Source organism: Paraburkholderia bengalensis, from assembly GCF_037126505.1.
Classification (GTDB): Bacteria; Pseudomonadota; Gammaproteobacteria; order Burkholderiales; family Burkholderiaceae; genus Paraburkholderia; species Paraburkholderia bengalensis.
Genome location: NZ_JACFYJ010000237.1, coordinates 1 through 1,740, shown reverse-complemented (window position 1 = coordinate 1,740; position 1,740 = coordinate 1). Strand labels below are relative to the sequence as shown.

General features: G+C 63.7%; 2 protein-coding genes. Both read left to right on the top strand.

Annotated elements, in window-relative coordinates:
• The coding region (locus H3V53_RS42960; RefSeq protein ID WP_336603006.1) for an S-(hydroxymethyl)glutathione dehydrogenase/class III alcohol dehydrogenase at window positions 1-1,107 on the top strand (1,107 nt) is incomplete at its 5' end.
• Window positions 1,108-1,117: 10 nt separating this feature from the next.
• Window positions 1,118-1,740 (top strand): S-formylglutathione hydrolase (fghA, locus tag H3V53_RS42955; RefSeq protein WP_336603005.1); only part of this gene is annotated, 623 nt, incomplete at its 3' end.

The following is a 1,740-nucleotide window of genomic DNA, read 5'->3' as shown; positions in this document are numbered from 1 at the left end:
ATGAAAACGAAAGCAGCAATCGCATGGAAGGCCGGCGCACCGTTGACGATCGAAGAAGTCGACCTCGAAGGGCCGCGCGCGGGTGAAGTGCTGATCGAAGTGAAGGCGACGGGTATTTGCCATACCGACTACTACACGCTGTCGGGCGCCGACCCCGAAGGCATCTTCCCGGCCATTCTCGGCCACGAAGGCGCGGGCGTCGTCGTCGATGTCGGGCCGGGCGTCGGCACGTTGAAGAAGGGCGATCACGTGATTCCCCTCTACACGCCCGAATGCCGTCAATGCAAGTTCTGCCTGTCGCGCAAGACCAATCTCTGCCAGGCGATCCGCTCGACGCAAGGCAAGGGCCTGATGCCCGATGCGACCTCGCGCTTCTCGCTCGACGGCAAGCCGCTGTTCCACTACATGGGCACGTCCACCTTTTCGAACTACATCGTCGTGCCGGAAATCGCCGTCGCGAAGATCCGCGAAGACGCGCCGTTCGACAAGGTCTGCTACATCGGCTGCGGCGTGACGACGGGCGTCGGCGCGGTCGTGTATTCGGCGAAGGTCGAGGCGGGCGCGAATGTCGTCGTGTTCGGTCTGGGCGGCATCGGCCTGAACGTGATTCAGGGCGCGAAGATGGTCGGCGCGGACAGGATCATCGGCGTCGACATCAATCCGGGCCGCGTCGAACTCGCGAAGAAGTTCGGCATGACGCACTTCATCAACCCGAACGAGGTCGAGAACGTCGTCGATCACATCGTGCAACTGACGGACGGCGGCGCGGACTATTCGTTCGAGTGCGTCGGCAACACGAAGCTGATGCGTCAGGCGCTCGAATGCACGCACAAGGGCTGGGGCCAGTCGTTCATCATCGGCGTGGCGGCGGCGGGCGAAGAAATCAGCACGCGGCCGTTCCAGCTGGTCACGGGCCGTCAGTGGAAGGGCTCGGCGTTCGGTGGCGCGCGCGGCCGCACCGACGTGCCGAAGATCGTCGACTGGTACATGGAAGGCAAGATCAATATCGACGATCTGATCACGCATCACCTGAAGCTCGACCAGATCAACGAAGGCTTCGACCTGATGAAGAAGGGCGAGTCGATCCGCTCGGTCGTGATCTATTAAGGAGCGCGCGATGCTCGAACTGATCGAATCGCACGCGTCGTTCGGCGGCACGCAGCGCATTTACAGGCACGAGTCGAAGGCAATCGGCCTGCCGATGCGCTTTTCCGTCTTCATGCCGAAAGAAGCTGCGCAGACCAGGGTGCCGGCGCTGTTCTATCTTGCCGGGCTGACCTGCACTGAAGAGACGTTTCCGATCAAGGCGGGCGCGCAGCGTTTCGCCGCGCAGCACGGCATCGCGCTGATCGCGCCGGACACGAGCCCGCGCGGCGCGGGCGTGCCGGGCGAGACGGATTCGTGGGACTTCGGCGTGGGCGCGGGCTTCTACGTCGACGCGACGCAAGCGCCGTGGTCGAAGCACTATCGGATGTACTCGTACGTGCGCGACGAGTTACGCGAAACGGTGGTCAACGAACTGCCCGTCGATGGCGAACGGCTCGGCATCTTCGGCCACTCGATGGGCGGTCACGGTGCGCTGATGCTGGCGTTGCGCAATCCGGACATCTATCGCTCGGTATCGGCGTTCGCGCCCATTGCGGCGCCCACGCGCTGTCCGTGGGGCGAGAAGGCGTTCAGCGGTTATCTGGGCGCGGACCGCGAAGCGTGGAAGCAGTACGACGCGAGCGAACTCGTCGG